Source organism: Pseudobacillus badius (assembly GCF_002189605.1).
GTDB lineage: Bacteria > Bacillota > Bacilli > Bacillales > Domibacillaceae > Pseudobacillus > Pseudobacillus badius.
Window position 1 is genome coordinate 72,030 of sequence record NZ_MWMM01000008.1, and the last position, 21,268, is coordinate 93,297.

The window sequence follows — 21,268 nt, forward strand, 5'->3', positions numbered from 1 at the left end:
ATGACTTGCTTTTTTGCGCTTGCCGCATTGGCAGCTGCATGTTCTTCGGCAGTTTAATTATTATAGAGATTTTGTCTATACTCTCAACAAAGCAGGTGCGACCATGATTTACTTTGACAATAGTGCAACGACGAAGCCATATAAAGAAGCTTTGTCTGCTTTTGCGAAAGCTAACGAGCAGTTTTTCGGCAATCCCTCCTCGCTTCATCATCTCGGTATGCAGGCGGACCGGCTGCTGCAGGAAGCCCGCAAGCAAATAGCTTCCTTGATTGGTGCGGAGGTAGAGGAAATTATTTTTACTTCAGGCGGTACAGAGGCCAATAACCTAGCGTTAAAAGGGGCGGCTCTTGCTAACAGGCATCGCGGGAATCACATCATTACCCAGCAAACAGAGCATCCTTCTGTATTGCATGCCTGCCATCAGCTGGAGGAGCTTGGATTTCAGGTGACTTATTTGCCGGTGGATGCATCCGGCAGGATTTCTATACAAGAGCTGGAAGCAGCCCTGACAGAAGAAACGATTGCCGTTTCCATCATGCATGTGAATAATGAGACCGGTACCATTCAGCCGATGAAAGAAATCAGCGAGTTATTGAAAAAATACCCAAAGGTTTTGTTTCATGCGGATGATGTTCAAGGGCGCGGCAAAGTTGTTTTGGACCTGAAGGAGATTGATCTTTGCTCTTTATCTGCCCATAAGTTTCACGGGTTAAAAGGGAGCGGTGTATTGTATAAGAAAAAGGGAGTCAAGCTGTCGCCTCTTTTATCCGGCGGCAATCAAGAAAGCGGCTGGAGAAGCGGCACAGAAAATACCGCAGGCATCATTGCTATGGCAAAAGCGCTGCGTCTGACAGAAGAAAAACGGTCAGAAGGTGTGGCGGAAATGGAAGAGATTCAGCAATTTTTACGCAGCGAGCTGGAGAAAATTAACGGGGTTCGGATTCACACCCCAAAAACTGAAGCTGCTCCGCATATTTTAAACTTTTCGATTACAGGAGTGAAAGGCGAAGTTCTGATTCATGCTCTTGAAGAGCGAGGCTGCTATTTATCTACAACGAGCGCTTGTTCCTCCAGACAGAAAAAAACGAGCACGGTGCTGATAGCTATGGGGCTGCCGGCCGCTGCAGCCGACAGCAGCGTCAGACTAAGCTTGTCCTATGAAAACACGATGGAAGAAGCACAAGCATTTCTTCGTGTATTAAACGAAACTCTTCCTAAACTAACGAAAGTTCAGAGGTGACAACCATGAATTACGACCGTATATTAATTCGCTACGGGGAGCTTTCCACAAAGGGGCGCAATCGTAAACAATTTATTACGAAACTAAAAAAAAGCATTTTACTTTCATTAAAGGAGTTTCCTGCTATAACCGTTGAATTAAGTCATGACCGGATGTTTATCCACTTAAATGGCGTGCCATTTGAAGCGGTGAAAGATCGGATCAGCCAAGTGTTCGGCATCCAATCTTTCAGTCCTGTCGTTCGCACCGGCCAGGACATTGAGGAAATGAAGGCTGCTGCTTTAGAACTTGTGAAGCGGAATTTCAGCCCAGGAAACACATTTAAAGTGTCTGCCCGCCGTTCCGATAAGCAATTTGAGCTTGATACTAATGAGATTAACTATGCGATCGGCAGCCATGTGCTTAGAAATATGGAGAGCTTGACAGTTGATGTAAAAAAACCTGATATTAATTTGCTGGTAGAAGTTCGTAAGGGCGGTGTCTTTTTATCCTGCGAGAAATATCCGGGAGCGGCAGGGCTGCCGTCAGGAACGAGCGGCCGTGCAATGCTTTTGCTTTCAGGAGGAATTGATAGTCCCGTGGCCGGTTATTTCATGCTGAAACGAGGAGTGGAAATTGAAGCGATTCACTTCCACAGTCCTCCTTATACGAGCGAGCGCGCCAAACAAAAAGTGATTGACTTAGCTGAGCGGTTAACTGCATTTGGAGCAGAAATCAAGCTTCACATCGTCCCGTTCACAGCTATTCAGCAGAAGATCCAGGAGCAAGTGCCAGAAAATTATACGATGACGTCAACGAGACGGATGATGCTTGCTATGGCGGATAAAATCCGCCAAAAAAGAGGGGGACTTGCGATCGTGACAGGCGAAAGCCTTGGACAAGTAGCCAGTCAAACTCTTGAGAGCATGAGGGCAATTAATGATGTGACCTCGACGCCGGTACTGCGCCCGCTGGTCACAATGGATAAGCTTGAAATTATCGATGTGGCCCGAAAAATTGGCACGCATGACATTTCTATTTTGCCGTATGAGGATTGCTGCACAATTTTTACGCCGCCATCCCCGAAAACACGTCCGAAGCTTGAAAAGGTGCAGCGCTTTGAAAGCTTTGTTGACTTTGAAGAGATGATGGAGCAAGCCGTGGAAGAAATGGAAACTCTTCAGCTTCCGAACGAAAAAATAATGGATGAATTTGCTGATTTGCTATAAAAAAACAGGCGGAGAAAAAGGCATTCTTTTTCTCCGCCGATTTTAATTTTAGAGACTGATTGGACAGCCCGTTTTGATTAATTTACTTTATTCCCCTTAAAAATATTTAAATATTTCTCATTATTCTGTATAATTAATCCATATTACGAAGGGGGTAGGATGATGAAACGAGAAGATTTACTTGCACCTGAAAAGTATAATATTGTGATGGAAGTAGAGAAGTTTGCTAAAGACCCCGAGAGATTGGCGTTAAAATGGGAAAGTGAAGATGGGCAGAAAAAGGACATTACATATGCCCAGCTAATGAAAAATGTTAATAAGATTGGAAACGTTTTCTTGGAAAGCGGTTTGAAAAAAGGTGATCCAGTGTTAATCATGGCACCGCGCCTCATTGAAGCGTACGAAGTCTTTCTTGCCGCTTTAAAAACCGGTTTGATTATTATTCCCAGCGCAGAATTGCTGCGGACAAAAGATTTAAATTACAGAATTGAGCATGCTGGAGTGAAGGGGATCGTTTGTTATGCCCCATTCACTGAACAGTTTGAACAGGTAGATAGAATAAAAGAGTTGACTACATTTTCATTTGGCGGCGAAGCAGAGGGATGGATGAATCTCCAAGAAAAGATGGACGGGGCATCTGATGAGCTGGAAACAGTGGATACCTCCAAGGATGACATTGCCTTTTTGCCTTATACCTCTGGCACCACAGGCAATCCAAAGGGGGTTGTACACACGCACGCCTGGGGCTACGCCCACTTAAAAACAGCTGCGCCCAATTGGCTTGGAATTACAGAAGGTGATGTAGTCTGGGCTACCGCCGGGCCCGGCTGGCAAAAGTGGACGTGGAGCCCGTTTTTGTCTGTGCTTGGCTCAGGAGCGACAGGCTTCGTATACAATGGGAAGTTCGAGCCGAAAAAGTATCTTGAACTGCTCCAGCAAAATAAAATTAATGTTCTGTGCTGTACGCCGACGGAGTATCGCCTGATGGTTAAAGTTGATAACCTGGGGGATTATGATTTATCCAGCCTGCACAGTGCTGTTTCAGCAGGTGAGCCGTTAAATAGAGAGGTCATTGAAACGTTCCGAAAATATTTTGGTGTGGATGTGCGGGATGGCTATGGCCAGACAGAGAGTACATTGGTCATTGGCATATTGAAAGGGATGGAAGTCAAGCCGGGATCGATGGGAAAACCAACCCCTGGAAATCGGGTGGAAATCATTAATGAGGACGGAGTGCCAGTAGAAGCAGGTGTTGTAGGGGATATCGCTGTTCATATGGATACACCGGCTTTATTTAAGCATTATTATAAAGATCCAGAACGGACAGCCATGCAATTCAGGGGCAATTATTATTTAACGGGCGATAAGGCGAAAAAGGACGAGGACGGCTATTACTGGTTTGAAGGACGCGGGGACGATATTATTATCAGCTCCGGCTATACAATTGGTCCGTTTGAAGTAGAGGATGCTCTTGTTAAACATCCCGATGTAAAAGAATGCGCGGTCGTAGCAAGCCCGGATGAAATCCGCGGACACATTGTCAAAGCCTTTGTGGTCTTGCAGGATGGCGTCAATGCAGAGGATCCTCAACTCGTTGAAAGACTGCAAAATCATGTTAAAGAATTAACAGCTCCTTATAAATATCCAAGAAAGATTGAATTTATTGATGAATTGCCAAAAACCACTTCCGGAAAGATTCGCCGGATTGAATTGCGTCAGGCTGAGCAGAAGGTCAAGAGTTAATGCGTCGGCTTGAATGAATACACTTTGCCTGACGGCGTAGGCCAGACAGATAAGCTGAGTGGCTGGATGGGTTATCCCTGCTTAAGAAGCAGGGATTTTTTTGTGGAATAATAGCCTAGTGCTTTCCTGGTCATTCTATTGATTTTTAAAAGGAAAGGAGTATAATGGAATTTATTTCGGGAACAGAAGGAAATGAGGGATCACATGAATGCACAGACAAAGGCGGGTGCCTTTTACATATTTTTTGCTTATTTGCTGTGGGGGCTTTTTCCGATCTATTGGAAGCTCTTGGGCCACGTTCCTGCCGAAGAAATTCTGGCCAATCGCGTGTTCTGGTCGTTTGCGTCTATGTTCCTGCTTCTCTTGATCACTAGAAAGCTAGGAGACTTGCAAGCTACGCTCAAGATGATGAGGGAAAAGCCGAAAGAAGCAGCCGCTCTTGTCACTGCTTCTTTTCTAGTGAGCGGCAACTGGTTTTTGTTTATTTGGGCAATCAACAATGACCGTGTCATCGAGACGAGTCTTGGCTACTATATTAACCCGCTTATGAGTGTGCTTCTTGGCGTTTTTGTGCTGAAAGAGTCTTTGTCAAAAGCACAGATTTTTTCTGTTTTATTTGCCGCTATCGGTGTTGCTGTCCTTACCGTCTCGTATGGGCAGTTCCCGTGGATATCGCTCGGACTTGCAGTCAGCTTTGCACTGTATGGCTTAATGAAGAAGACGGTTCAAGTGGAGGCGGCTGTTGGTTTGACACTTGAGACGTTTGCTGTTACGCCGATCGCTGTTGTTTTTTTGGCTTACTGGTGGTCAAAAGGGGAGCTGGCGTTAGTTTCCGGATCTTTTTCAACCGCTTTGCTGCTGATTCTTGGCGGGGCAATCACCGCCTTGCCGCTGCTGTTGTTCGCGGAGGGAGCGCCGAAAATCCCATTATCTATGATCGGGATTTTACAGTATATTACTCCGACAATGACGCTCCTGCTCGGTGTGTTCGTATATGATGAACCGTTTTCCGCTACACAGTTTATTTCTTTCTCATTTATTTGGACGGCACTCGCTATTTTTACTTTTTCGCAAATAAAATGGTCTCAAAAGAGGCATATCGCTGCCAGAAACCGCAAAAAAGGAAGCGCCTGAACCGATTGAGGCGCTTCCTTTTTTATTTTCCGTATTTTTACAAAAAGGCGCGTTTTACTTTGTGCCAGAATGAGTTGTTTTTTAATTTTAACGTTTTGATGCGCTTATTGCTCAATGAAATGTTAATTTCTTCAATGTGCTGAATACTTAGCGCTTCATTATCGATCCCCATAATCGGATAGTTATTGCTTCCTTTGAGCATTTTAAGTGAAAGTGTACGGTCTCCGCTCAGAATAAAAGAGGAGCCGAGTGTTCGATAACGCTTGTTATTCAGCGAAGCCAGTTCACTTACTTGCATGCAAGGAAGCAGCGGATCAACCACAGCTCCGCTTACTGACTTGTTATAGGCTGTGCTGCCAGTTGGTGTAGCAATAATCATGCCGTCTCCGCGAAACATTTCAAAATGAAGGTCATCGATATACACATTCATTTCCATTGTTTTGATAATGCTGGATTTGATGCTGAATTCATTTAAACAGTAGAAAACGGAATCTTCATCTACGGCAATTTGCAGAACTGGATAGCGGCGAACTTCCATTTCGGCTTTAGACATCACTTCGATGAGGCCGGAGATGTCATCTGCATGGAAGTCACAGTACATATTTAATTCATTAAAAATGGAGATGCCGGCATACAAGCAGTCTTCGCGAAAGCCGGTTTTTTGGACCGCCTGCAGGAATGTGCCATCTCCGCCGATGCTGACGATGATATTTGCTTCTTCTGATTTTTCGACGACCGTAAAGTCATATTTTGCAGCCAGTTTTTTTAATTCCGCCACTTTTTCTGCCACATTTTCCCGGCGAGTTTCGTAAAAATAGACGTTCCGACGCTGATCCATGAGAAATTCTCCTTTTTTGGAAAAGTTAGTATGGTTGTTGTTCAATGTTTTGTTAGAATAAGGTGAACCTTTTTTTAGTGTACCACGCCCCGGTTTATTTTTAAAAGCCGGCGAACGAAAGGATAGGAAGGAGAGAGGACTTTGAGCAAAAAAAGAACCATTGCTCTATTGCTGGCTGCTGGTTTATTTATTGTTTCCATTATTGTAAACACAGCCTCGGTAGTGATGAATACGAACTTTTCTACCGCATGGGAAAGCGCGATGGGAACCAGCAGCGAGGAGTTTGTTGAGCAAGTGGAGGAACAGGGAAGCGAGACACAGAAGATTGCCGTCTTGCCGGTTGAAGGAGTGATTCAAGATACCGGAACGGCCCAGTCTCTGTTTTCATCCCCTGGCTACAATCATCGCCAGTTTATGAAGCAGCTTGAAAAAGTAAAAGAGGATAAGAAAGTAAAGGCTGTTATCCTGCAAGTGAACTCACCTGGCGGAGGAGTAGTGGAGAGCGCGCAAATCCACGATAAAATCATAGAGATTCGCGAGAAAGCCAAAAAGCCGGTTTACGTATCAATGGGATCGATGGCAGCATCCGGCGGCTACTACATATCAGCGCCTGCTGACAAAATTTATGCGAGTCCCGAAACTTTGACAGGTTCTCTTGGGGTGATTATGCAAAGCGTGAATTATTCTAAGCTCGCTAAAAAATACGGTGTTGACTTTGTTACGGTCAAAAGCGGTCCTCATAAAGACATTATGAGTCCGACACGTGAGATGACAGATGAAGAAAGAAAAATAGTACAGTCAATGATCAATAATTCTTACGACGGATTTGTCAAAGTTATTGCTGACGGCCGTGATATGTCAACAGAACAAGTCAAAAAAATAGCTGATGGCCGCATTTATGACGGTCGCCAAGCGAAAGAACTGAATTTGATTGATGATTTCGGCTATTTGGAAGACACCATTGCGGCGCTGAAGAAAGATGAAAATCTGCAAGACGCTCAAGTAGTGACCTATGAAGAGAGTCTTGGCTGGCCATCCTATTTCACGATGAAAGCCCAGCAGCTGATCGGCGGAAACGATGAAGCAGAGGCGCTGCTGAAAATCTTTTCACATCCCAATTCTCCGCGGTTGATGTATTTGTATGCGGAATAAAGGAGGGACAGATAATGAGAGAAGATGTCAATAATGAAACCGGCGAGCAAAGACATGTGGAGGAACAAACACCTCTCCAGCAAGAGGAACAGATCATGGAGGACCGTCCTTCTGAAAGGCACGCAGAAGAGAAGCCAGCATTTGCAGTTTCAACAGCCCCAGCCTTGCATTATGCCGGCTTTTGGATTCGATTTTGGGCGTATCTTCTTGATTTGATCGTCGTTGGAAGTCTTTCACGCCTGCTTATTTATCCGTTATTTCGGGCGGCAGACATTGATACGGCGGCCAATGGAATCTTTTCGGCTGTAAATATTGCGACGGCTCTTGTTTTCTATTTGTATTTTGTTTTGATGACAAAATGGCGGGGGCAGACGATCGGAAAAATGGTGTTTGGATTGAAAGTGATTTCACTGGCAGGCTCAGGCCTTTCTTGGCAGACGGTTTTGTTCCGGGAGTGGATCGGCCGCTATTTATCCGCAACGATCCCTTTTTTATATGTGCTTGTCGCTTTTTTATCAAGAAAGCAGGGGCTGCACGATTACTTCGCAGAGACAACTGTTATTCACGAGGAGTCGCTAGCTGTTCAAGCTCCTGTTCAATCGTTATAACCAAAGCAAGCTGCCGGCAAAAAGCCGGCAGCTTTTTCTGTGTGGCCCGTGATGTTTACTTTCCTATTCCGGCGGACAAACTGTTTAGCGGAAAAGGAGGGAACAGGATGGCTTATTTATGGTGGGGGCTCGCTATTGTGCCGGTCCTGCTGTTACTGGTTTGGTTTTTAAACATTCAATTGCTCTTTTACTTTCTCCGTGTGCCCGATCATGCTGAAGCCTATGTTCGTTTTTTCTTTTTTCATGGACTGCTATCTTTTACTTTTTATATTCCTTTTACAAATAAGGCGCTGGCATCTGTAAAAAAGCGGGTAACCGCCACGATTCCTCCCCAAGAAGCGGAAACTTTTCTTGCCCAGCTGAAAGAAAGGGTCGGGTACATTGAGAATTTGCCGCAGATCGCTCTTTCATTTTTAAAGAAAGTAGAAGTGCGTTCTTTGACATGGCGGACAGCTGTTGGGATGAAGGATGCTGCTTGGACCGGCATGCTGACCGGCTCTCTGTGGGCTGCAAAAGGAAGTGTGCTGGCAGCCATTGACCGCTTGATGAAGATGAATACCCGCCCTGACATTGAAGTGACGCCTATATTTGGACAGTCTGTTTGGAAAGTGGAAGGTTCGTGTATGATTTCCTTTCGCGCAGGGCATGCTATAGCTGCAGTTATTCAACTATTTATTCACCGGCGCGGCAGAAAAAAGCGTTCAAGTGCCGGCTTGTTTTTTTAAAACACTTAAACAACTGGAGGGGTAAATATGAGTGACCATCCAATCGAAGGATTGATGACCACAGCTATGGAAAATTTAAAGGACATGATCGACGTTAACACCATTATCGGCGATCCGGTTGAAACACCTGATGGAAGTATCATTATGACTGTTTCAAAAGTGGGATTTGGTTTTGCAGCCGGCGGCAGTGAATTTAAAATGGACAAACAAGGCGGCGGCCAGGGGGGCGGCCAAGAAAAAAGCCCGTTCGGCGGCGGCAGCGGGGGCGGTGTTTCTATCACGCCTATCGCCTTTTTAATTGTCAATTCCAGCGGTGTGCGTATGCTTCATCTAGATGAAAATACACATTTATTGGACAAAATCATTGATTTGGCTCCAGCCGTTATTGATAAAATTCAAGGCATGCTTAATCAGAAAAACCAATCCAAGCAGCCATCGTCTAAAAAGCCTTCTTCTGACTTCACCATCTAGGGAGAGAAAAAATAAATTCTTCATAGGTACTGGCAGGGCTTTTCCTTGCATTTCCCTCTTTCGAACAAGTATGATATTAAGTGTGAAAAAGATGGAGGAGGGATTATGAATATGGCAAATGTAACATTCAAAGGAAACCCGGTCACATTGCTTGGGAATGAAGTGAAGGCAGGCGACCAGGCACCTGATTTTAAGGTGCTCGCGACAGATTTATCAGAAGTCACATTAGCTGATTCTAAAGGTAAAGTGCGTTTGATTAGTGTGATTCCTTCCATTGATACAGGGGTATGCGAACAGCAAACACGCAAATTTAATGAAGAAGCTTCCAAATTGGACAATGTGGAAATCATAACGATTTCTGCTGACCTGCCATTTGCACAAAAGCGCTGGTGTGCGGGAGAAGGATTGGAAAATGTGAACATTTATTCTGATCACCGCGAAATGTCATTTGGAGAAGCTTACGGAGTTCATATGAAAGAACTTCGATTATTAGCTCGTTCTGTTTTTGTCGTAGATAGTGAAGGCAAGGTTACATATGTAGAGTATGTAAGTGAAGGGACGAATCATCCAGATTACGAAAAAGCAATTGAGGCAGCAAAAGCCGCTAAGTAAAAAATAAAAATGCAAGGCTGGCTCTTGAGGAGTCAGCCTTTTTAAAGCGATAAAGCTTTACAGGAGGAACCAATATGAATGATTTTTCCCCGATTGAACGCTTATTTAACCTCTTCAATGAAACAGCAGCTATTCTCCAGCAGGAGCTTGAATGCACCTATTTGGATGCTTTGGCAGAAACAGCTGAAAACTTATTCCAAAATCAAGTTTTACAGGAAGAAATGAGCGATATTACAAAGAAACGGGTATGGAAACAATACGAAGAAGTGAATCTTGCTGACTACTCCAAAGAAGAGATTCGACAAGCTTATCAATTCGCTATTTTAAAAGGCATGCAGAAAAATGTGCAGCCGCATCATCAAATGACACCTGATTCCATTGGCTTATTTATGAGTTATTTATTGGAAAAATTCATGAGTGAGAAAAAAGAGTTTACCATTCTCGATCCTGCAGTCGGGACAGGAAACCTGCTGATGACTGTTTTAAATCGGCAGCCCGAAGCAACGGTTGCCGCTGCCGGTGTGGAAGTAGACGATTTATTATTAAAGCTTGCTTGGTGCAGTGCCAACTTGATTGAACAGTCCATTCAATTTTATAATCAAGATGCATTGGAACCGCTTTTGATCGATCCGGTAGACGCTGTAATCTGCGATTTGCCGGTTGGCTGGTATCCAAATGATGCCGGAGCAGCGAATTATGAATTAAAAGCAGAAGAGGGCCATTCCTATGCCCATCATTTATTTATAGAGCAAAGTGTGAAGCACACGAAGCCTGGAGGCTATCTTTTTCTTCTTATTCCTAACGGCTTGTTTGAAGAAGCAGGCGCTCAGCAGCTGCACCGCTTTTTTCAAAAGCACGTGCACATCCAAGGGCTGATTCAATTGCCGATGTCGATGTTTAAAAACCAACAGGCCGCAAAGAGCATTTTGATTTTACAAAAACAGCAAGAAGGAATTCCGGCTCCGAATCAAGTGTTTCTGGCAGCAATGCCGTCTATGAAAGACCGCCAGGCGATGCAGTCAGTCATGATGAAAATGGAAGCATGGTTTAAGGAAAACAAACGATAGTCACAAGATAAAGCAAAGAAGCCGTGCCAGCACTTTGTGAAATTGAGGAGGTCTTTATGTCAAAAGTTATCGCCATCAATGCCGGAAGCAGCTCGTTAAAATTCCAGCTGTTTGAAATGCCAGAAAAAAGGGTTATTACGAAGGGGCTAGTTGAAAGAATCGGTCTGCCGCGGGCTTTGTTCAATATTACAGCAGACGGGCATAAACAGAAAGAGATCATGGATATTCCCAATCACGCTGAAGCGGTTCGGATTCTCTTAAATAAATTGACGGATATGGGAATTATCCAATCGCTTGATGAAATCAATGGGGTTGGCCATCGGGTTGTCCATGGGGGAGAAGTATTTACCGATTCAGTCATCATTACCGATGAGGTCATAGAAAAAATTGATCAATTGTCGGACTTGGCTCCTCTTCATAACCCAGCAAATGTGACGGGAATTCGGGCATTTAAAGAAGTTCTTCCCGATGTGCCGGCAGTTGCCGTTTTTGATACCGCTTTTCATCAAACGATGCCAGAAAGTTCCTTCTTGTATAGCTTGCCTTATCATTACTATACAGATTACGGCATTCGTAAATATGGTTTCCATGGCACCTCCCATAAATATGTTTCACAGCGCGCGGCTAAATTGCTGGAACGGCCCATTGAGCAGCTTCGTCTGATTTCTTGCCACTTGGGAAATGGAGCGAGCATCGCGGCTATTAGCGGCGGCAAGTCCATTGATACATCCATGGGGTTTACACCGCTTGCCGGCGTAACGATGGGGACCAGATCGGGGAATATCGACCCGGCACTCATTCCTTTTATTATGGAAAAGACGGGAAAAACAGCAGACGAAGTGCTGGACGTATTGAATAAAGAGTCTGGCATGCTGGGGGTATCTGGATTTTCCAGCGATCTGCGCGATATCGAGGAAGAGGCAGCTAAAGGCAATGAACGCGCCGAGCTTGCTCTTGAAGTATTTGCTGGCCGGATACACAAATATATCGGTTCGTATGCAGCCCGCATGTCTGGTGTAGATGCCATTATCTTCACAGCGGGCATAGGAGAAAACAGCCCTGTTATTCGGGGGCGTGTACTGCGCGGCTTGGAATTTATGGGCGTCTATTGGGACCCTGCCCGCAACCAGGTGCGCGGTCAGGAAACCTTTATTAACTATCCTCATTCCCCGGTTAAAGTAATTGTCATTCCGACGGATGAGGAAGTAATGATCGCTTTTGATACTGTAAAGTTAGCCGGGCTTTAAAAAGCAGCCTAAAGCAGCAGCTGATTCAGTCGGAAGACAAGCTTCAATGGAAATTGAGTTTGTCTTCCGCCTTTTTTATTTGGCTCGCGGATGTTAACAGTTGCCTTTCATTCCAGGCGTTTCGCTTTCCGCGGGGCGGGCGGTGAGCCTCCTCCGCGCTAAAGCGCCTGCGGGGTCTCACCTGACCCGCTGATCCCGCCGGAGTCTTCACGCCTTCCATTTCAATCAACAGGGTGTATAAAAAGAGGGCAGCCGTATAGCTATATCTGTTTGAAAATGGAATAATCAAACCGTCACCATGCGTTTGAATGAAAAATCTTCCGCCTTTTTTATTTGGCTCGCGGATGGGAACAGTTGCCTTCCATTCCAGGCGTTTCGCTTTCCGCGGGGCGGGCGGTGAGCCTCCTCCGCGCTAAAGCGCCTGCGGGGTCTCACCTGACCCGCTGATCCCGCCGGAGTCTTCACGCCTTCCATTCCAATCAACAGGGTGTATAAAAAGAGGGCAGCCGTATAGCTATATCTGTTTGAAAACGGAATAATCAAACCGTCACCACGCGTTTGAATGAAAAATCTTCCGCCTTTTTTATTTGGCTCGCGGATGGGAACAGTTGCCTTCCATTCCAGGCGTTTCGCTTTCCGCGGGGCGGGCGGTGAGCCTCCTCCGCGCTCCAAGCACCTGCTTTTTTCTTTTTATAAAAATAAGGCAAAGAGTACGGGGCTGCAGCATATTATTTTAAAAAAGTATGCTGCAGCCTGCGGCAAGGCTGAAATTGACATTTGTTCAGCGATCATAGAAAATGAAGAGACAGGAAGCAGCATGGAAAGGGGAGGCAAATATGGCTTGGACAGAACGGGATAAAATTGTCTGGGACGAGATTATGGCCTGGGAGCAGTCGCTTGCCGAGTATGAGGGCAACGACTTTCAATATACATATTCAAAGTGGCTGAACACAGCGCTTTCTGCTATACCGGAGGAAACACTGTCTGCTTTCTTCGGACAGCTGGATAATGTATTATTCCAAATGCATTCTCTGCTTCAAGGCTCGCAATTTCAAAACGAGGCGAAGGAGAGAATTTTAACATCCGCCCGCATTTTCAGGGAGGATATCGCAGCGCTTGATGATTTGAAGAAGCTGACAATTGACCAGATTCGCTATTTAAGCAGCCAGCAGTCGTCAAGGCACCGGTTCTATTCACTGCTTCAAGGAGGCATCACGGGTACGGGAGGAGCGCTTACGCTGAGCACAGACTTTGCAGCGATGGCTGTTCTTAACCTGCGGGCTATACAAATGACAGCCATGACATACGGGTATGATCCGCAGCTGCCTTTTGAAATGATGGCTTCTTTAAAGGTTTTTCATGCCGCAGCTTTGCCTGACCGGCTAAAGGCGGATGGATGGCAGGAGCTGCTGATTGAACTGGAGGAGCGGGATCACCCTTACTTCTATAATGAGGTAGACCAGCTGACCGATTTGACATGGATGGAGCGTCCGGTTACACAGCTCGGCAAGCTGCTGGCGATTACACTTTTCAAAAATCAAAAAATGGCCAACCTGCCGCTGATCAGTGTGGCGATCGGGGCCGGTGTCAATTACCGGCTGACAAAAAGAATGATTGATTTTGCGGAAAGGTATTATCAATACCGCTGGCTTCAGGACAAGAGAGAAAACATGAAGGTAAATGCATAAAAAGCGTTTGGATGGCAGCATCCAAACGCTTTTTCTATTAGCATAGATTACGATATCCTGGAGAACCCGGCGGTGCCTGGTCAATCATGTGAGTAAATGGAATCGTATAAGCCAGTAAAATCAAGACGACAACGATAATAATCCACAGCCACCATTTATCAAAGAATAACGGTGTTTTTTCCGCATGTTCCTCTGTTTCCCCAATTGGAAATTCTTCGTCTCCCTTTGGCGCAAACCATAAAAGCTGGACGACGATATACAAGACAAGAAGAATGCCAAGGAAAAGCATAGTGCCGCCAACGGCTTGGGCGATTTGATAAGGAATCCAATCAGCCGCCTGGCTAGAATTGCCGTATAGAGAGAATGAAGACCGTCTTGGAGCTCCGTATAGCCCTGCCCAGTGCATCGCGCCTGACATGATGAGCATGCCGATCGACCACACCACAGCTTGAACAATAGCCAGCTGATTCAACTGATTAGTGAATGTTCTCCCTGTTAGATGCGGAATCAGCCAATATGCTGCACCAAAGAAGGTGAGTATCACCGTAGTGGCAATGGTTAAGTGGAAGTGCCCAGTTACCCAAATCGTATTGTGAACGACTTGGTTCAGCTGGTGGGAAGCATTGATGATTCCGCCAGCACCTCCCGGAATAAAGGCGATCATTCCAATGAAAGGAACGAGAAAACGAGCATCTTTCCACGGAAGGAATCTGAGCCAGCCAAATAGGCTGCTGGCCCCCTTGGAGCGGCCGAACCGTTCAAACATGGCGAACATACTGAATGCTGTCATGAGAGAAGGAATAACAACCATTAACGTCAGTACTACCTGAATGTATTTCCAGAATGGATCAATACCAGGCTCTGTTAATTGGTGATGGAATCCAACCGGAACAGAAAAGAATAAGAATAAAATAAACGACATTCTTGCCAGAGAATCAGAAAAGATTTTGCCGCCAATAACTTTTGGAATCACCACATACCAGATCATATAAGCAGGAAGCAGCCAGAAGTATACAAGCGGATGCCCGAAATACCAGAACAGCGTCCGGCTGACTAATACGTTAATGTTTTCTGTCCAGCCAAGAGACCATGGAATGAATTGAAGCAAAACAGTAGCTGCCACCCCAAGAGAGGCAATTAGCCAGAGAGCCATATTGACAACAATCATAAAGCTTAACAGCGGGCCGTTTTGGCCTGGATGCTGTTTTTTCCATTTTGCATAATGGACGAACATAGCAAATCCTGCAATCCAGCTTCCGACAACCACTAAAGCCAGCCCAATGTAAAAGCCAACGTGGGCTTGGAGGGGAGCGTAAAACGTATAAAGGACAGATGCTTCACCAGTTAAAATGTAAAAAGTCGTAATTGCTGTGCCGATTGTCATTGTCCAGAAGCCGATCCAGCCAGCGAGGCGGGTTTTATCAGACAGGGTACCGGCGGTCCGGCTCATGCCGGCGAATTGAAAACCAATAATGAAAAAAGTTGTTAGAATAAGAGCAAGTAACACGCCGTGAGCGGTAAGAAGCTGATAATAACCGATGCCTGCAGGAAGTTCCATTTTTCCGGAGCGGACCAGCACTTGCAAAAGCCCGCAGATGCCGCCGAGAAACAAAGCGGTAAATGCAACAATCATATGTGCTAAAGCCAGTTTGGCATCTTTCTTATCTACTTTGGCTATTGTTTCCCTCATGATTGATCAACCACCTTTATTTTTGCATGCATTAAGTGATGTCCGCTTCCGCAATATTCATTGCATAAAAGCGTAAATTCACCTTCATTTCGAAACACCTGAGTGGCTTCGCTGATATGGCCGGGCTCAAGCATCATGTTGGCATTTGTGCCGGCAATTTCAAACCCATGAACAACGTCTTTCGTTGTCGCCACGATATGGACAGTGGCTCCTTTAGGGATTTCTACTACTTTATCCTGCGTGCCGACATCGAAGGAAAAAGCCGAAGTTACAACAACGAGCTGATATTCGTTGTCGCCGATTTTTTTCAGCCCGGGCTGATCAAATGGAGCTGTGACCTCCACCGCTCCCGGATCTACAGTTTTTGCGGAGCTTGGCGGCTGATTTCCGGCTACAAAGGCATTAACTCCCACAATGACTAAAAATAAAACAAGTGAACTAATTCCGAAAGCCAGCCATAATTTTTCATATTTGTGCAGATGCATAGAACTTCCTCCCCATTACATTCTTGATATAAACAAATTCCACGCGATGAACCAAGCTAAAAGAATAATCCCTCCAACCGTAAGGACAGAAAGGAAAGTTCCCTTTAATGAATCTTTTGGATACGTTTTCTCTTTTTCATTCTTCATGCGGTTATCCTCCTTTGCGATTAGGATTAAATATCTATTATCATTTTACGTTGAAACTTTGTGATAATCTTCACATAAATGTGAAGATTATTTCACGGTAATGTGAAGAAATGATGAAATCCTGATATTGGATCAGAAAAATGAGGCGGGAAATGTAGACAAAATAAACAGGTTCTTCTCATATGAAGACCGGCAGCTATCAGCTGCCGGTCTTTGTTTTTAATCAGAAGGGGGAAAGGAAGGGTTCTCAATAGATGGAGAGGTGCGAAACCAAATCCATAAATCATTAATAATAGAAGCAATCTCACTAATTTCTTCATTAATACGGCAGGAGGAAAGGAACTCTTCCTCCTCCTCCAGCCGGCTTTGCAAAATATTAATCTCTTTTTCAAGCGCTTGGATCCGCTCAGGAATGCTTCCGCGGATTCTTTCCCACCTTTCAAGGATTTGCTCCTGTTCTGTGACAGGATAGTCGCTCCATTTCTTATTAGAATGGGGAAGCAAAATGCCAAGCCGCTGATTTAAGAAAAATTGCATAGTCTTCTCCTTTTTTTCTTTTATCGTAGCTGTTTCCCGGCTTTTCTGCAAAGGAAAGAAAAAAAGGTGAGTATTTATTCAACAAAATGAATTTTTTTCAAATAAGTACTTGAAAGGAGGAAAATAACATGATATATTCTATTCATAGAAAAGAATAAAAATAAAAATGATTGTATATTTATACTAACAGATAGCAGCTTAGAGGAGGATATATCAATGAACAAAAAAGTAGTGTTAGCTTATTCCGGAGGCCTGGATACATCAGTAGCCATTCCGTGGTTAAAAGATAAAGGATATGACGTTGTCGCTTGCTGTTTAGATGTGGGCGAAGGGAAAGATTTAGAGTTTGTTAAAAACAAAGCTTTACAAGTTGGCGCTGTGGCAAGCTATATGATTGATGCGAAAGAAGAATATGCAAATGAATATGCATTGCTTGCTCTTCAAGGCCATACATTATATGAAGGAAAATATCCGCTAGTGTCTGCGCTGTCACGTCCGCTTATTGCGAAAAAGCTAGTAGAGGTAGCTGAAAAAGAAAATGCGACCGCGGTTGCTCACGGATGTACAGGAAAAGGAAACGATCAGGTCCGCTTTGAGGTTTCTATTAAAGCACTAAACCCTAATCTTGAAGTATTGGCGCCTGTACGGGACTGGAAATGGTCGCGTGAGGAAGAAATTGAATATGCGAAACAAAACAATATTCCGATTCCAATCAACTTAGACAGCCCATTTTCTATTGACCAGAACTTATGGGGAAGAAGCAATGAGTGCGGCATCTTAGAAGATCCATGGGCTGCTCCGCCGGAAGAAGCTTACGACTTAACGGCTGCGATTGAAAATACGCCGGATACTCCGGAAGTAATTGAAATCCAATTTGAACAGGGAGTGCCTGTTGCGCTGAATGGCCAAAGCTACTCTTTAGCCCAGCTTATTCTTGAACTAAATGAAATTGCCGGCAAACATGGAGTCGGAAGAATTGACCACGTTGAAAATCGCCTCGTCGGCATCAAATCAAGAGAAGTGTACGAATGTCCGGGTGCTATGACGCTCATTCTCGCTCATAAAGAATTAGAAGATTTAACTCTTGTGAAAGAGATGGCCCATTTCAAGCCAGTGATTGAAAAGAAATTAACAGAGCTGATCTATGAAGGCCTATGGTTCTCTCCGCTGAAAAAAGCGCTGGAAGCATTCTTAAAAGAAACTCAAAAGTTTGTCACTGGTACAGTGCGCGTGAAATTATTTAAAGGCCATGCGATTGTGGAAGGAAGAAAATCAGAGTACTCCTTGTATGATGAAAAACTTGCTACTTATACAACAGAAGATGAATTTGACCACGAAGCAGCTGTCGGATTCATTCAACTGTGGGGTCTGCCGACAAAAGTGAACTCTATGATTCAGCAAGAGAAAGTGAAAGTTCAGCAATGAGCAAGCTTTGGGGAGGGCGCTTTCAAAAATCAGCGGAAGAATGGGTAGATGAATTCGGCGCCTCTATCCACTTTGATCAGGAGCTTGTTTTTGAAGACCTTGAAGGCAGCATGGCACATGTGACGATGCTCGGGAAAAGCGGCATCTTAACGGAAGAGGAAGCAAATCAAATCTTGGGCGGCCTTGAAGCTTTAAAGAAGAAAGCTTCAAAAGGCGAATTAACATTCTCGGTTGCCCAAGAGGACATCCATTTAAATTTGGAAAAATACTTGATCGAAGAAATCGGAGCGGTCGGAGGCAAGCTGCATACTGGCCGCAGCCGTAACGATCAGGTAGCCACTGATATGCATTTGTACTTGAAGAAGCAGGTCAAGCTTATCATTGGATTAATTGAACAATTTCAAACGGCACTTGTGGAGAAAGCCGAACAGCATGTGGAAACACTTGCACCTGGCTATACACATTTGCAGAGAGCTCAGCCGATTTCATTCGGCCATCATTTAATGGCATATTTTTGGATGCTGCAAAGAGATAAGGAGCGGATTCAAGAAGGATTGAAGCGCATAGATGTCTCGCCTTTAGGGGCGGGAGCGCTAGCTGGAACCACTTTCCCGATTGACCGTGAATTATCAGCCAGCCTGCTTGGATTCTCAAGCGTATATGCCAACAGCATGGATGCAGTCAGTGATCGGGACTTCATTCTTGAATTCTTGAGCAGTTCCTCTATTTTGATGATGCATCTGTCCAGACTGGCCGAAGAGATGATTCTCTGGTCAAGCCAGGAGTTCCAGTTCATTGAAATGGATGACGCGTTCTCAACCGGCTCCAGCATTATGCCGCAAAAGAAAAACCCTGATATGGCGGAATTGATCCGCGGTAAAACAGGGCGTGTCTATGGCAACCTGTTCAGCCTGCTCACCGTATTAAAAGGCCTGCCGCTTGCATATAACAAAGATATGCAGGAAGACAAGGAAGGCATGTTCGATACGGTACATACGATCATTGGTTCCTTAAAGATTTTCACAGGAATGGTTCAGACAATGAAGGTGAATGAGGACCGCTTAGAGGAAGCTGTCCATAATGATTTCTCCAATGCCACGGAGCTCGCTGATTATTTAGCGTCAAAAGGCATTCCATTCCGCGAAGCACATGAAATTGTTGGAAAGCTTGTGCTTCATTGCATTCAAAATCAATGCTACCTCGCCGACCTGTCTTTAGAGGAGCTAAAGTCAGCGTCTGAGAGCATTGAAGAAGATATTTATCAAGTGTTGTCTCCATATGAGGCCGTTAAAAGAAGGAAGTCTTTAGGCGGCACTGGCTTTGACCAGGTTCAGCTCCAAATTGAGACAGCGAAGCACTTGATTCATAACGAGCAGCCCCTAAAGAAGTAGGGACTGTAGAGTAAAGCCCCTCTTTTTTTCAAAAGCATTTGAAGAAAAGAGGGGTTTTTATAATATATTTTTAAGTATTTCTCTTGAGAAAATAGACTATACACCGCTAAAAGAGCGATAAAAAAACCGCCCGGTTACAGGCGGTTTTTCTATTATTCTCCTTTGTCTGTACGAACAACAAGAACGTCACAGTTAGCGGCGCGAGTAATATGTTCAGATACACTGCCGATGAGGAAACGTTCCATAGCATTTAAGCCAGTTGCTCCACATACAATTAAATCTGCTTTTACTTGTTTAGCTGCTTCTTTAGGGATGATAACTTTTGGTGAACCATATTCGACATAAGTATTGATGGCAGCTACACCCGCTGCTTCAGCTGTCTCTTTGTATTCTTTCAACAAGTCGCTGCCGTAAGCAGTGGCCCGTTCAGCGATCGAGCGGTCATATGCTTCGATGGCTGCAAATGAGCGAGTATCGATCACATGGATCAGGTTAAGTGCGGCTCCATTGCGTTTAGCGATTTCAATCGATTTTCGGAATGCCCATTCTGCCTCTTTTGAACCGTCAACTGCTACTAGAATGCTTTCATACTTCATTGTCATCATTGATTCCCCCTTTTTCTTTTATTCTACATGAAAAAGAGCAGGGATACAGCCGATGTGAGTCGAAAAATATGAAATTTTTTAAACAAATGTTAATTGTTTAGGAAAAGAGGTCAAGATTTCCACACCGTCCGCTGTGACATATACATCATCTTCGATCCGGACGCCTGCTACATTTGGCACATAAATGCCCGGTTCAATTGTAAAGACCATGCCTTCTTCTAAAACGAGAGTATTCGTTTCTGTAATGCCTGGATATTCGTGAACGCTGATTCCAAGCCCATGTCCCAGGCGGTGAGGGAAAAAGTCGCCATATCCCGCTTCTGCAATCATGTTTCTTGCAGTCAAGTCAATGTCTTTTGCCATCGCGCCGGGTTTGACAGCAGCAACAGCGGCCTCTTGAGCGTTTAATACGGTTTCATAAATTTCCCGCTGCTTATCAGAAATTTCCCCAAAAGCGATTGTACGGGTAATGTCAGAGCAATACCCTTCATACACTACGCCAAGATCGAATAAAACCAGGTCGCCTTTTTGTACCTTCGTGCTTCCGGGTGTTCCATGGGGGGAAGCAGCATTGGTGCCCGTGAGCACCATGGTCGAGAAGGACATTTCAGCAATGCCTTGTTTCTTCATTTCAAATTCAATTTCCGACAAAATCTCCAGCTCTGATTTGCCTTCCCGAATCGCTTCCGCTCCAGTTTTTACTGCTAAATCTGCATATTCCGCTGCTTTTTTAAGGGCTGCGAGCTCCTGTTTATCTTTAATCAGGCGCAGCTGCTCCATTTTTTCCTCGGCAGCAACAAACATAGCGCCGGGGAAACGTCCGGCCAGCTCTTCATAACGCTCAACGTTTAAGTGCTGCTTTTCGACCGCTATTTGCTGTACATTCTTTACTCGGTTTTTCACTTCGGCTTCAATCATATCCCAAGGATTCTCGATATCTGTATGACCGATGATTTCAAATGCCCAGCCGCTGCTTTTGGCATCGGCTGCATCTAGCTTAGGACAGATAAGAAAGGGCTCCGCTTCCGGAAATACGGCAACGCCAAGCAGGCGCTCGTGCGGATCGCTTCTAAATCCTGTTAAATAAAAGACGTTTTCAGGAGCGGTAATGAAAGCAAAAGGGATGTCTTTTGTTTTCATCCACTCTGTTAATGCTGTTAATCGTTTGTTCATTCTTTCTTCCTCCTCAAAAAAATCGAGACAGTTAAAGCCTATCAATAAATGAGAAGTAAGTAAATAAGATAGACATGCAGGG

At 44.7% G+C, this 21,268-nt stretch carries 21 protein-coding genes; 14 read left to right on the top strand and 7 right to left on the bottom strand.

Annotation, left to right across the window (positions count from 1 at the left end):
* The first annotated feature begins 103 nt into the window (after positions 1 to 103).
* The 4 genes from B1A98_RS13610 to rarD all read left to right on the top strand — a co-directional run bounded on the left by B1A98_RS13610 (position 104) and on the right by rarD (position 5,325).
* Complete coding sequence (locus B1A98_RS13610; protein WP_063383714.1) at positions 104 to 1,240, top strand: cysteine desulfurase family protein; 1,137 nt, start codon at positions 104 to 106, stop codon at positions 1,238 to 1,240.
* A 5-nt stretch (positions 1,241 to 1,245) separates the two neighbouring features.
* Positions 1,246 to 2,448: a tRNA uracil 4-sulfurtransferase ThiI gene (thiI, locus tag B1A98_RS13615; RefSeq protein WP_063383715.1), complete on the top strand. Its 1,203-nt coding sequence runs from the start codon at positions 1,246 to 1,248 to the stop codon at positions 2,446 to 2,448.
* Between the two features lie 162 nt (positions 2,449 to 2,610).
* Positions 2,611 to 4,191, top strand: a complete 1,581-nt coding sequence (gene mbcS, locus B1A98_RS13620; protein WP_063383716.1) for an acyl-CoA synthetase MbcS — start codon at positions 2,611 to 2,613, stop codon at positions 4,189 to 4,191.
* Positions 4,192 to 4,395: 204 nt separating this feature from the next.
* Positions 4,396 to 5,325: an EamA family transporter RarD gene (rarD, locus tag B1A98_RS13625; RefSeq protein ID WP_063383717.1), complete on the top strand. Its 930-nt coding sequence runs from the start codon at positions 4,396 to 4,398 to the stop codon at positions 5,323 to 5,325.
* Between the two features lie 37 nt (positions 5,326 to 5,362).
* Here rarD and B1A98_RS13630 read toward each other — a convergent pair whose 3' ends face one another.
* Positions 5,363 to 6,163, bottom strand: coding sequence for an NAD kinase (locus B1A98_RS13630; RefSeq protein WP_041097799.1), 801 nt, complete (start codon positions 6,161 to 6,163; stop codon positions 5,363 to 5,365).
* A gap of 141 nt (positions 6,164 to 6,304) precedes the next feature.
* Between B1A98_RS13630 and sppA the strand changes: the two genes are divergently transcribed.
* From sppA to B1A98_RS13685, 8 genes are all read left to right on the top strand, one after another.
* Positions 6,305 to 7,315: a signal peptide peptidase SppA gene (sppA, locus tag B1A98_RS13635; protein WP_041097797.1), complete on the top strand. Its 1,011-nt coding sequence runs from the start codon at positions 6,305 to 6,307 to the stop codon at positions 7,313 to 7,315.
* A gap of 14 nt (positions 7,316 to 7,329) precedes the next feature.
* Complete coding sequence (locus B1A98_RS13640) at positions 7,330 to 7,923, top strand: RDD family protein (protein WP_082821623.1); 594 nt, start codon at positions 7,330 to 7,332, stop codon at positions 7,921 to 7,923.
* A gap of 107 nt (positions 7,924 to 8,030) precedes the next feature.
* The gene (locus B1A98_RS13645; RefSeq protein ID WP_063383718.1) at positions 8,031 to 8,648 is read left to right on the top strand and encodes a DUF2953 domain-containing protein; all 618 of its coding nucleotides are present in this window, start codon (positions 8,031 to 8,033) and stop codon (positions 8,646 to 8,648) included.
* 27 nt (positions 8,649 to 8,675) lie between these two features.
* A complete protein-coding gene (ytfJ, locus tag B1A98_RS13650) occupies positions 8,676 to 9,119 on the top strand; it encodes a GerW family sporulation protein (protein ID WP_063383719.1) in 444 nt (147 codons plus the stop codon).
* 111 nt (positions 9,120 to 9,230) lie between these two features.
* Positions 9,231 to 9,731: a thiol peroxidase gene (gene tpx / locus B1A98_RS13655; protein ID WP_041097793.1), complete on the top strand. Its 501-nt coding sequence runs from the start codon at positions 9,231 to 9,233 to the stop codon at positions 9,729 to 9,731.
* 74 nt (positions 9,732 to 9,805) lie between these two features.
* A complete protein-coding gene (locus B1A98_RS13660) occupies positions 9,806 to 10,798 on the top strand; it encodes a class I SAM-dependent methyltransferase (protein ID WP_063383720.1) in 993 nt (330 codons plus the stop codon).
* 56 nt (positions 10,799 to 10,854) lie between these two features.
* Complete coding sequence (locus B1A98_RS13665; protein ID WP_063383721.1) at positions 10,855 to 12,045, top strand: acetate kinase; 1,191 nt, start codon at positions 10,855 to 10,857, stop codon at positions 12,043 to 12,045.
* An 836-nt stretch (positions 12,046 to 12,881) separates the two neighbouring features.
* Positions 12,882 to 13,733, top strand: coding sequence for an EcsC family protein (locus B1A98_RS13685; RefSeq protein ID WP_063383725.1), 852 nt, complete (start codon positions 12,882 to 12,884; stop codon positions 13,731 to 13,733).
* 37 nt (positions 13,734 to 13,770) lie between these two features.
* Here B1A98_RS13685 and B1A98_RS13690 read toward each other — a convergent pair whose 3' ends face one another.
* From B1A98_RS13690 to B1A98_RS13705, 4 genes are all read right to left on the bottom strand, one after another.
* Entirely contained in the window at positions 13,771 to 15,423 is a 1,653-nt protein-coding gene (locus tag B1A98_RS13690) for a b(o/a)3-type cytochrome-c oxidase subunit 1 (RefSeq protein ID WP_063383726.1), read from the bottom strand.
* Positions 15,420 to 15,908: a cytochrome c oxidase subunit II gene (locus B1A98_RS13695; protein ID WP_041097781.1), complete on the bottom strand. Its 489-nt coding sequence runs from the start codon at positions 15,906 to 15,908 to the stop codon at positions 15,420 to 15,422. The genes B1A98_RS13690 and B1A98_RS13695 overlap by 4 nt, the downstream gene beginning before the upstream one ends.
* Before the next feature lie 15 nt (positions 15,909 to 15,923).
* Positions 15,924 to 16,055 (bottom strand): cytochrome c oxidase subunit 2A, encoded by a 132-nt coding sequence (locus B1A98_RS13700; protein WP_087903768.1) that lies wholly within the window; start codon positions 16,053 to 16,055, stop codon positions 15,924 to 15,926.
* Positions 16,056 to 16,274: 219 nt separating this feature from the next.
* Positions 16,275 to 16,592 carry a hypothetical protein gene (locus tag B1A98_RS13705; protein ID WP_063383727.1) on the bottom strand — a complete coding sequence of 106 codons (318 nt, stop codon included), beginning with the start codon at positions 16,590 to 16,592 and terminating at the stop codon, positions 16,275 to 16,277.
* 216 nt (positions 16,593 to 16,808) lie between these two features.
* Here B1A98_RS13705 and B1A98_RS13710 point away from each other — a divergent pair, with 216 nt between their 5' ends.
* Positions 16,809 to 18,017, top strand: a complete 1,209-nt coding sequence (locus B1A98_RS13710; protein ID WP_041097777.1) for an argininosuccinate synthase — start codon at positions 16,809 to 16,811, stop codon at positions 18,015 to 18,017.
* Positions 18,014 to 19,408 carry an argininosuccinate lyase gene (gene argH, locus B1A98_RS13715; RefSeq protein WP_063383728.1) on the top strand — a complete coding sequence of 465 codons (1,395 nt, stop codon included), beginning with the start codon at positions 18,014 to 18,016 and terminating at the stop codon, positions 19,406 to 19,408. Before B1A98_RS13710 ends, argH begins: the two co-directional genes overlap by 4 nt.
* A 152-nt stretch (positions 19,409 to 19,560) precedes the next feature.
* On the opposite strand, the gene B1A98_RS13720 is transcribed toward argH, so the two are convergent.
* Together B1A98_RS13720 and B1A98_RS13725 are read right to left on the bottom strand one after the other, a co-directional pair.
* Positions 19,561 to 20,010, bottom strand: a complete 450-nt coding sequence (locus B1A98_RS13720) for a universal stress protein (RefSeq protein ID WP_063383729.1) — start codon at positions 20,008 to 20,010, stop codon at positions 19,561 to 19,563.
* An 81-nt stretch (positions 20,011 to 20,091) separates the two neighbouring features.
* Entirely contained in the window at positions 20,092 to 21,186 is a 1,095-nt protein-coding gene (locus tag B1A98_RS13725) for a M24 family metallopeptidase (RefSeq protein ID WP_063383730.1), read from the bottom strand.
* Positions 21,187 to 21,268 lie beyond the last annotated feature (82 nt).

What these genes read in the sequence shown, in the direction of transcription:
- B1A98_RS13610 (WP_063383714.1), top strand. Translation starts at nt 104, where the DNA reads ATGATTTACTTTGACAATAGTGCAACGACGAAGCCATATAAAGAAGCT.
- thiI (WP_063383715.1), top strand. Translation starts at nt 1,246, where the DNA reads ATGAATTACGACCGTATATTAATTCGCTACGGGGAGCTTTCCACAAAG.
- mbcS (WP_063383716.1), top strand. Translation starts at nt 2,611, where the DNA reads ATGAAACGAGAAGATTTACTTGCACCTGAAAAGTATAATATTGTGATG.
- rarD (WP_063383717.1), top strand. Translation starts at nt 4,396, where the DNA reads ATGAATGCACAGACAAAGGCGGGTGCCTTTTACATATTTTTTGCTTAT.
- B1A98_RS13630 (WP_041097799.1), bottom strand. Translation starts at nt 6,163, where the DNA reads ATGGATCAGCGTCGGAACGTCTATTTTTACGAAACTCGCCGGGAAAAT.
- B1A98_RS13640 (WP_082821623.1), top strand. Translation starts at nt 7,330, where the DNA reads ATGAGAGAAGATGTCAATAATGAAACCGGCGAGCAAAGACATGTGGAG.
- B1A98_RS13645 (WP_063383718.1), top strand. Translation starts at nt 8,031, where the DNA reads ATGGCTTATTTATGGTGGGGGCTCGCTATTGTGCCGGTCCTGCTGTTA.
- ytfJ (WP_063383719.1), top strand. Translation starts at nt 8,676, where the DNA reads ATGAGTGACCATCCAATCGAAGGATTGATGACCACAGCTATGGAAAAT.
- tpx (WP_041097793.1), top strand. Translation starts at nt 9,231, where the DNA reads ATGGCAAATGTAACATTCAAAGGAAACCCGGTCACATTGCTTGGGAAT.
- B1A98_RS13660 (WP_063383720.1), top strand. Translation starts at nt 9,806, where the DNA reads ATGAATGATTTTTCCCCGATTGAACGCTTATTTAACCTCTTCAATGAA.
- B1A98_RS13665 (WP_063383721.1), top strand. Translation starts at nt 10,855, where the DNA reads ATGTCAAAAGTTATCGCCATCAATGCCGGAAGCAGCTCGTTAAAATTC.
- B1A98_RS13685 (WP_063383725.1), top strand. Translation starts at nt 12,882, where the DNA reads ATGGCTTGGACAGAACGGGATAAAATTGTCTGGGACGAGATTATGGCC.
- B1A98_RS13690 (WP_063383726.1), bottom strand. Translation starts at nt 15,423, where the DNA reads ATGAGGGAAACAATAGCCAAAGTAGATAAGAAAGATGCCAAACTGGCT.
- B1A98_RS13695 (WP_041097781.1), bottom strand. Translation starts at nt 15,908, where the DNA reads ATGCATCTGCACAAATATGAAAAATTATGGCTGGCTTTCGGAATTAGT.
- B1A98_RS13700 (WP_087903768.1), bottom strand. Translation starts at nt 16,055, where the DNA reads ATGAAGAATGAAAAAGAGAAAACGTATCCAAAAGATTCATTAAAGGGA.
- B1A98_RS13705 (WP_063383727.1), bottom strand. Translation starts at nt 16,592, where the DNA reads ATGCAATTTTTCTTAAATCAGCGGCTTGGCATTTTGCTTCCCCATTCT.
- B1A98_RS13710 (WP_041097777.1), top strand. Translation starts at nt 16,809, where the DNA reads ATGAACAAAAAAGTAGTGTTAGCTTATTCCGGAGGCCTGGATACATCA.
- argH (WP_063383728.1), top strand. Translation starts at nt 18,014, where the DNA reads ATGAGCAAGCTTTGGGGAGGGCGCTTTCAAAAATCAGCGGAAGAATGG.
- B1A98_RS13720 (WP_063383729.1), bottom strand. Translation starts at nt 20,010, where the DNA reads ATGACAATGAAGTATGAAAGCATTCTAGTAGCAGTTGACGGTTCAAAA.
- B1A98_RS13725 (WP_063383730.1), bottom strand. Translation starts at nt 21,186, where the DNA reads ATGAACAAACGATTAACAGCATTAACAGAGTGGATGAAAACAAAAGAC.